At 61.7% G+C, this 7134-nt stretch carries 9 protein-coding genes; 3 read left to right on the top strand and 6 right to left on the bottom strand.

The window, feature by feature from the left end; genetic code table 11:
• Nucleotides 1-145: 145 nt before the first annotated feature.
• The 4 genes from HDG37_RS34580 to HDG37_RS34565 all read right to left on the bottom strand — a co-directional run bounded on the left by HDG37_RS34580 (nucleotide 146) and on the right by HDG37_RS34565 (nucleotide 2348).
• Nucleotides 146-649 carry a lysozyme inhibitor LprI family protein gene (locus HDG37_RS34580; RefSeq protein ID WP_184055503.1) on the bottom strand — a complete coding sequence of 168 codons (504 nt, stop codon included), beginning with the start codon at nucleotides 647-649 and terminating at the stop codon, nucleotides 146-148.
• Nucleotides 633-1091, bottom strand: coding sequence for a lysozyme (locus HDG37_RS34575; protein ID WP_260335212.1), 459 nt, complete (start codon nucleotides 1089-1091; stop codon nucleotides 633-635). The genes HDG37_RS34580 and HDG37_RS34575 overlap by 17 nt, the downstream gene beginning before the upstream one ends.
• 137 nt (nucleotides 1092-1228) lie before the next feature.
• Nucleotides 1229-1705: a hypothetical protein gene (locus HDG37_RS34570; RefSeq protein ID WP_184055499.1), complete on the bottom strand. Its 477-nt coding sequence runs from the start codon at nucleotides 1703-1705 to the stop codon at nucleotides 1229-1231.
• A 427-nt stretch (nucleotides 1706-2132) separates the two neighbouring features.
• Nucleotides 2133-2348 (bottom strand): hypothetical protein, encoded by a 216-nt coding sequence (locus HDG37_RS34565; RefSeq protein ID WP_184055497.1) that lies wholly within the window; start codon nucleotides 2346-2348, stop codon nucleotides 2133-2135.
• A gap of 121 nt (nucleotides 2349-2469) precedes the next feature.
• Here HDG37_RS34565 and HDG37_RS34560 point away from each other — a divergent pair, with 121 nt between their 5' ends.
• Together HDG37_RS34560 and HDG37_RS34555 are read left to right on the top strand one after the other, a co-directional pair.
• Nucleotides 2470-3129, top strand: coding sequence for a LysE family translocator (locus HDG37_RS34560; protein WP_184055495.1), 660 nt, complete (start codon nucleotides 2470-2472; stop codon nucleotides 3127-3129).
• Nucleotides 3130-3384: 255 nt separating this feature from the next.
• Nucleotides 3385-4173: a sulfite exporter TauE/SafE family protein gene (locus tag HDG37_RS34555; RefSeq protein WP_184055493.1), complete on the top strand. Its 789-nt coding sequence runs from the start codon at nucleotides 3385-3387 to the stop codon at nucleotides 4171-4173.
• A 41-nt stretch (nucleotides 4174-4214) separates the two neighbouring features.
• Here HDG37_RS34555 and HDG37_RS34550 read toward each other — a convergent pair whose 3' ends face one another.
• Nucleotides 4215-4463, bottom strand: coding sequence for a hypothetical protein (locus HDG37_RS34550; RefSeq protein WP_184055491.1), 249 nt, complete (start codon nucleotides 4461-4463; stop codon nucleotides 4215-4217).
• Between the two features lie 265 nt (nucleotides 4464-4728).
• Nucleotides 4729-5073, bottom strand: a complete 345-nt coding sequence (locus HDG37_RS34545) for a BON domain-containing protein (protein ID WP_184055489.1) — start codon at nucleotides 5071-5073, stop codon at nucleotides 4729-4731.
• 578 nt (nucleotides 5074-5651) lie between these two features.
• On the opposite strand from HDG37_RS34545, the gene HDG37_RS34540 reads away from it, so the two are divergent.
• Nucleotides 5652-7055, top strand: coding sequence for a TAXI family TRAP transporter solute-binding subunit (locus tag HDG37_RS34540; protein ID WP_184055487.1), 1404 nt, complete (start codon nucleotides 5652-5654; stop codon nucleotides 7053-7055).
• Nucleotides 7056-7134: the final 79 nt, after the last annotated feature.

Below are 7134 nucleotides of genomic sequence, written 5' to 3'. Positions count from 1 at the left end.
ACGACGACGCCCTTGCGTTTCGCTAGTCCTTCACCACCATCAGGTTGGACAGGGGACTCACACCCCCAAGCTGTTGCGCATGCTCGGCGCACAATGGAAAGCCCCGCAAAGCGGGGCGACGTATTTGAGGCGAGGGTGCCTTTCGTTAGTCTTCCGCGCTCTTCAGATCGCTTATCCGCTCTTTCGTTATGCGCGCCATGCAATCCCAAAACGTCATATAACGCATCGACGCTTCGCCTAATGAATAGGTCTCAGCGTAACACTGGTTGTCGCGATACTCGACCCATGCCCTTTGTCCCTTCTCAAAATAAGGCAATGCAACAGGATTGTTATCGGCTTTCAAATCAACGTCATCTTTCCTCAACTCAGCCTCCAACGGTTTAATCGTAGAATTCAATTGCGCGGAAATTTGTTCGAAATTCCTTTGGCTGCATGCAGCGATATCGGCAGTTGACGCGTGCTCACCGGTCTTGCAAAGGCGGTCAATTTCTTCGCGCGATTTCCCAGTAAAATATACCGATGATGGCGTTGCTTTTTTGTAATCAAACCGCACCGAGTAAATTGTTTTGCCCAGCACAATTGAGTCAAGAAAAGGCAATGTCAAAATCAGGATAAGCGGCACAGCTATTATTCTAATGGGATGCATCATATACACCTTCAGAGAATACTCTAGCCTCCGTTTCCCGGCGTTGGTGCAAGCTCGAGGAACAGCGAAATCCTTTTATGTAATTCGGAATATTTCGGTAGTCCCCCTGATTTACGCGATGCGTCAATTCGTCCGCAGCATGGCCTGCTCCAGCATTAAAAGAAATGCTCACCAATGCATCATACTCGTATTGAAACAACGGTACATGCACTTTTGCATTTATGGCCCGTTCTGTTCGCCTCAAATCTTTCTTCAAAAACTCTCTGGCGCGTTGAACTGATACTGTCTGCCCGAGGTGCAGATTGTCTTCCGGCAAGACAAGATGGCCGCAACCCACCGTAGGATTTCCGCGATCATCGGGATAGACAACCAGAATAAAGCCCTCTGAAACGGGCACGTCGATGTGTGAGCGATCCGAATGAAAAATTCGTGTTATGCCGTTCAATCTGCCGCTCTCCCATACCGCTAGGAAGGTTGAAATCTGGCTTGACGCAACCCAAGGTTTGCAAAGCCTGTCCGAGTGGACAACTACGCATGAATTCGGGACCGTGTTTGTTACTGCCGTTCCAAGCGCATCAGGCATTACGCCACCTCTCTATGACCAAGATAGATATGCATGGATTGAGCATCTTCTGTTTCGTATCGCTCGGTGCGTCCCTGAGAATCAGTGGTGCCGCGATGCAGAGCGCCTGACAAAAGACGCACGGTGTAATAGGTACTGGCGAGCGGCCTGCCGTTCGCATCGTGAAGTGTGAACTGTTCGTCGTGCCGTGCAGCTTCGGACTGTACTGCCAACACGCCAGTGCGAACCTTCGAAGTCAGCGTTGGCGTTGCTTTACGCCCCCGACAATCGCACGCCCATGCGTAACCCAGGGCTTCAGCCATGTCGTAACCGTTTGAATACGACTTCAGCCTATCGAACGGAAACCATTCGCCGGTTTCGGCGTTCAGCGCCATTGCGGACGGCATTGGTGGGAAGTTTGAATATATTGAATAGGTGATACGGCAAAGCTCGCACTCTTCCTTGCCCACGGTACCATCTTGTTTCTGTCGTCCCATTTGACCTTTTCTGATTTTCCAGAGAACACTCAGAGAATTAACCACCTAAACGTGGTCACGGTCAACGACATTAATTTGAGATAAAACTTTTTTGACAATTATTAGCGATTGTCCTGGCTATCTCATTTTTATGCGAATTTTTCCGATACAACGGTCAAACAAAAAAATCGGCATTAAGCCGTAATGCTGTTCAGTTAAGCGACTGAGCGGCATTTTCGTTTTCTGGCAAAACCGGTTTACACGGGGCGCGGCGATGCTGTGACCTTGGTCGTCAGTCATCCCCATGTACTTCACCGAACTGAGTGTCGATTCGCTTCGTCATCCAGAAAATTCGACGCCAGCTCGCCTGCAACTTGGGCAGTTGGTCCATTGATCAGCGTTTCCCTAAACGGGGGCACGGTCAATGATTTTAATTTGAGACAAAGCTTCATTGACAGATATTAACGATTGCTCTGGCCATCTCATTTTTAGGCGATTTTTTCCCGATATCACGGCCAAACAAAAAAAGCGGCATTGAGCCGCAATGCCGTTCAGTTAAGCAACTGAGCGGCATTTTTGTTTTTCTGACAAAAAAGCCGTTGTAATCGAGCGCGGCCATGTTAGCTTTCATCGCCATGCTGGCCGATCCGCTGAAGCGAGTCATCGCGCGTCGAGTCTCACCCATCCCCGCCCTTGCCCGCGCTTGTCGGTCTGGCTATGCTGGCGGGTGCGCCGGCTGCCCGCAGGCGACCGCCCCAGCCAGAACAACGCTCGAGAACCTGCCCATGTCCACCACCAGTCTGTTTTTCACCGCTGCCGGCGTCGGCCTCGCGATCGCCGCGCCGGTCGGCCCGATGGGCATGCTGTGCATCCGCCGAACGCTGAGCGGCGGTCCGCGCGCGGGACTCGCGATCGGCTTCGGCATCGCCAGCGGCGACGCGGCCTACGGGCTGATCGCGGCGCTCGGCCTCGTCGGCATTTCGCAGTTCATGCTCGCGTACGACCGCCCGCTGCATCTGCTCGCGGGCCTGTTCCTGCTGTATCTCGGCGTGCGCGCGCTGCTGCAGAAGCCACCCGCTGAAACCGCCGACGGCAATGGCAACGGCAACGGCAATGGCAATGGCAAGCTCGCGCAGATCGGCCGCGCCGGCGCGCTGCGTGCGTACGCGAGCGCGCTGCTGTTGACGCTGACCAATCCGCAGACCGTCATCATGTTCGCGGCGCTATTCACGACGCTCGCACCGCGCGGCGCGTTCTCGCCGGCCATCGCGCTGACGACGGTCGGCGGTGTGTTCGCCGGCTCGATCGCGTGGTGGTGCTGTCTGGTGACCATGGTGTCGCTCGCGCGTCATGCGATAGGCAGCAGGCTACGCGTCGCGATCGATCGCGTGGTCGGCTTCACGCTCGCGGCGTTCGGCGTCGTCGAAATCCGCCGCGCGCTCTGAGCGGCACCTCACACGCCATGCGGCACATCAGCGCCGCACACGCCGAACGCAGCCCGCTGCCAGCCGCGACGCGCTCCCCCTGAACAAGTGCCGCACGCTGGCGCGCCAGTTTTGCGACAATAGCGCCTTTCGCCGCTGAGGCGCCGGCCGACGCGGCCGTGCAGCGCACCGCACGCCGCCGCACCCACCCGCCCCGGCGCGTACGCCGGTCTTGCCGCCCAACCCTTCACCCGCGCTGCGTCAGCTTTCCGTTCAATGGCTCTACCCCACATCGATCTGCTGTACTCCGTCTCCGGCCTGTTCGTCGGTTTTCTGGTCGGGCTGACGGGCGTCGGCGGCGGCTCGCTGATGACGCCGATCCTCGTCCTGCTGTTCAAGGTGCACCCTGCCACCGCGGTCGGCACCGACCTGCTGTACGCGGCCGCCACCAAGGCGACCGGCACGCTGGTGCACGGACTGAAGGGCTCGGTCGACTGGCAGGTCACGCTACGCCTCGCGGCCGGCAGCGTGCCCGCGGCGACCGTCACGCTGATCCTGCTGCATCGCTATGGAATGGATACGCCCGGCGCGGGCCGGCTGATCCAGGTCGTGCTCGGCGCGGCGCTGCTGATTACCGCGATCGCGCTGGTGTTCCGTCCGCAGCTCGCGGCGCTCGGCGCGCGCAAGCTACGCGCGCCGAGCCAGGCACGCACGCTCGCGCTGACCATGCTGACCGGCGCGACCCTCGGCGTGCTGGTGTCGTTGACGTCGGTGGGCGCGGGTGCGATCGGCGTGACGGTGTTGTTGCTGCTGTATCCGATGCTGCCGACGACGCGCATCGTCGGCTCCGACATCGCGCACGCGGTGCCGCTGACCTTGCTCGCGGGCGCCGGACATTGGCTGCTCGGCTCGATCGACTGGTCGATCCTGCTGTCGCTGCTGGTGGGATCGCTGCCCGGCATCGCGATCGGCAGCTATCTGGCCTCGCGCGCGCCGGACGCGCTGCTGCGCAATCTGCTCGCCGCGACGCTGACGCTGGTCGGCGTGCGGCTGGTGTTGTCGTGAGGCGCTGAAGACGCGTCAAGCGCGCACGCCGCAACCCGTGTCTATTTGAAGAACCGGCAGGTCAGATCCGCCTCGAACTGCCTGACCCACTGACCGTGGCGGTCGTAATACGATTGTGACCAACTGCCGCGCCGCACGGTGACGACCCGCTCGTGCGCCGGCTCACCGGGTGCCACGCTCGCGCTGATGTCGAAATGCGCGGGCGCGAAACCGTGTCGCGCGCACACCAGTTCGAATGCCGCGCGATCGCCGATCGGCAGATCGATATAACGAAACAGCGTGGTTTCCATGACCTTGGCTCCCCCTTCCCTCTTGGTCACAGTACGCCTCGCGATGCGTCGGTAGTGTGTCGCAGCGCACGAATCCGCGACGGCCGCGCCTCCATCAGGACCTGTGCGTGCGGCAAGCCGCATTGCTGCGGTCCCGCAAACCTCGCGAGTGCCACGCCATAAAACCGGCGGCGAAAAAAAAGCTCCGACGATCATGCCGGAGCCTCCAGGTTGATAGATAGACCGCGCGACGCGGGCCTTGCGGCGCCGCGCGCACGCGTACCGCTTACTGCTGCACCACTTTGAGCTTGTTCGACACTGACATTACGCCGTCGACACCCTTGGCGGCTTCGCCGGCCGCATCGATCTGTCCCTGGGTCGGCACCGAGCCGGTCAGCGTCACTGCGCCGCCGCGCGCGCGCACGGCGATGTGCGACACGTCGAGACCCTGGGTCTTCGTCAGCGCGTGGCGCACCTTACGGCCAAGTTCGTGATTCGCTGCCTTGCCGGCCTTGACGGCGGCTGCCGCCGACGCCGTATCGGTTGCCGGAGCGTTTTGGGCGTAGACGTTGCACGCCACCACCATCGCCACAACCGGACCCAGTGCTTTCAGAAAACCGACCGTCTTCATAGCTCTCTTCTCCTTGGTTTCACATTGGACCGCATGAACAAGCGGCATCGTTACGACTACGGGCGGCCGTCATCACGCGAACGCGCGCGTGAGCGACGGCCATCAACGGCTGTGACACGATGTGCAAGAGGCGAGAGAGGCTGATTACCTGTAACCGGTAACCGGTAACCGGCAAACCGCGACGTTCGCCGACGCACCCGGTTCTTGTCCGTCTTGCCGGGGTCGCGCCGCAAACATTGGATTGCGGTAGCGATGCACAATTTAATCTAGCCGGCACAGAAGCGCAAAGGATTTAGCGCGCGGCGTGGCGCGCCGACAGCGGGTGCGTCATGCGTGCCGGAGAGAAGCAGACACGCTCCGTGGTCGCGCAAGAATTTGCACAGGCATCATGCCGGCGCTCATGCCGGCGTTCGCCGCGGTGCTCACCATTTGTTACGCGTCTGTCGGCGTGACGGGCGGCTACGCGTTTCGCGGCCGCGCCAATCTCAGGTACCATCGGCGCGACGCGTGCTGGCGCGCGCCGCCCAAGCCGCCTTCGCGCATTCGAGCCCGATCGACCGCCGCTTTCAGATGATCCGATGAAGCCTGACACCGGCCGCACCCGCCCTACCCATCTCGTCGCCCGTTTTGTCGCGATCTCGTGGCGCGACCTGGCGGTCTCGTTCGGCCCGCTCGTGCTGCTCGTGATCGTCGCAATCTGGGCCGCCGTGCGGCTGATCCAACCCGCCCCGCCGAATACGCTGACGATTAGCGCCGGTCCCGTCGGCAGCACCTTCTGGATCGCCGCGCAGAAGTACAAGACGATCCTTGCGCGCAATCGCATTACGCTGAACGTGCTGGCCTCGCAGGGCTCGCAGGACAATCTGAAGCGGCTGTTGGACCCGAACGCGGACGTCGACGTCGGCTTCGTGCAGAGCGGCATCGCGCCCGCCGGGCTCGACAAGGACAAAAGCCTGATGTCGCTCGGCAGCGTCGCTTACGTGCCGCTCGCGATCTTCTACCGCGGCGCCCCCGTCGACTGGCTGTCCGGGTTCAAGGGCGAACGCCTCGCGATCGGCCCCGAGGGCAGCGGCACGCGCGAGCTCGCGCTCGCGCTGCTGAAGGCCAACGGCATCGTGCCGGGCGGTCCGACCCAATTGCTGCCGCTAACGGGCGACGCCGCCGCCGACGCGCTGATCGACGGCACGATCGACGCGACCTTCCTCGCGGGCGACTCGGCGCAGCCGGCCGTGATGGGCAAGCTCTACCGCACGCAGAACGTGCGCTTCTACGATTTTTCGCAGGCCGACGCGTACACGCGCCGTTTTCCGTACCTGACGCAGCTGAAGGTGCCGATGGGCGCCTTCGACCTCGGCAAGAACCTGCCGGCGAACTCGATCAGCATCGTCGCGCCGACCGCCGAGCTGATCGCGCGCGATTCGCTGCATCCGGCGCTGTCCGACCTGCTGATCGAAGCCGCGCGCGAGGTGCACGGCGGCGCGACGACGTTGCAGCGCGCCGGCGAATTCCCCGCCCCGCTCGCGCACGACTTCCCGCTTTCCGACGACGCCGCGCGCTACTACAAGTCGGGCAAGAGCTTCCTGTACCGAACGCTGCCGTTCTGGATCGCGAGTCTCGCGGACCGCCTGCTGGTGATCGTCGTGCCGCTGATCGTGCTGCTGGTGCCGGCGCTGCGCGTCGTGCCCGGGTTGTACGCGTGGCGCGTCAAATCGCGCATCTATCGCTGGTACGGCGCGCTGATCGCGATCGAACGCAGCGCGCTCAGCGAACATGCGTCGGCCGAACGCGCGTCGCTGATCGAGCAGCTCGACGCGATCGAAGACTCGGTCAACGGCATGAAGATGCCGCTCGCGTACGCGGACCAGTTCTACGTGCTGCGCGAGCACATCGGCTTCGTGCGACGGCGGCTCACGGAAAGCCGCGACACGCAGGGCGGGCTGGACGAGGCCGACGAGCAGGCGGCCGATAAAGTCAAAGGCTGAGCGCCCCTGACGACACCGCCGGAACCTACGCCCACCGGCCGCCATCAGGGGATATCGACCGGTGCAAGCCGGGACCGCA

This window comes from Paraburkholderia sp. MM5384-R2 (assembly GCF_014201025.1).
Classification (GTDB): domain Bacteria; phylum Pseudomonadota; class Gammaproteobacteria; order Burkholderiales; family Burkholderiaceae; genus Paraburkholderia; species Paraburkholderia tuberum.
Note: the sequence above shows the minus strand (reverse complement) of the source record. Positions and strands in the feature narration are given on the sequence as shown.

Excerpts from the sequence above, each read along its gene's own strand:
- HDG37_RS34580 (WP_184055503.1), bottom strand. The coding sequence starts at position 649 with ATGATGCATCCCATTAGAATAATAGCTGTGCCGCTTATCCTGATTTTG.
- HDG37_RS34570 (WP_184055499.1), bottom strand. The coding sequence starts at position 1,705 with ATGGGACGACAGAAACAAGATGGTACCGTGGGCAAGGAAGAGTGCGAG.
- HDG37_RS34565 (WP_184055497.1), bottom strand. The coding sequence starts at position 2,348 with ATGACTCGCTTCAGCGGATCGGCCAGCATGGCGATGAAAGCTAACATG.
- HDG37_RS34560 (WP_184055495.1), top strand. The coding sequence starts at position 2,470 with ATGTCCACCACCAGTCTGTTTTTCACCGCTGCCGGCGTCGGCCTCGCG.
- HDG37_RS34555 (WP_184055493.1), top strand. The coding sequence starts at position 3,385 with ATGGCTCTACCCCACATCGATCTGCTGTACTCCGTCTCCGGCCTGTTC.
- HDG37_RS34550 (WP_184055491.1), bottom strand. The coding sequence starts at position 4,463 with ATGGAAACCACGCTGTTTCGTTATATCGATCTGCCGATCGGCGATCGC.
- HDG37_RS34545 (WP_184055489.1), bottom strand. The coding sequence starts at position 5,073 with ATGAAGACGGTCGGTTTTCTGAAAGCACTGGGTCCGGTTGTGGCGATG.
- HDG37_RS34540 (WP_184055487.1), top strand. The coding sequence starts at position 5,652 with ATGAAGCCTGACACCGGCCGCACCCGCCCTACCCATCTCGTCGCCCGT.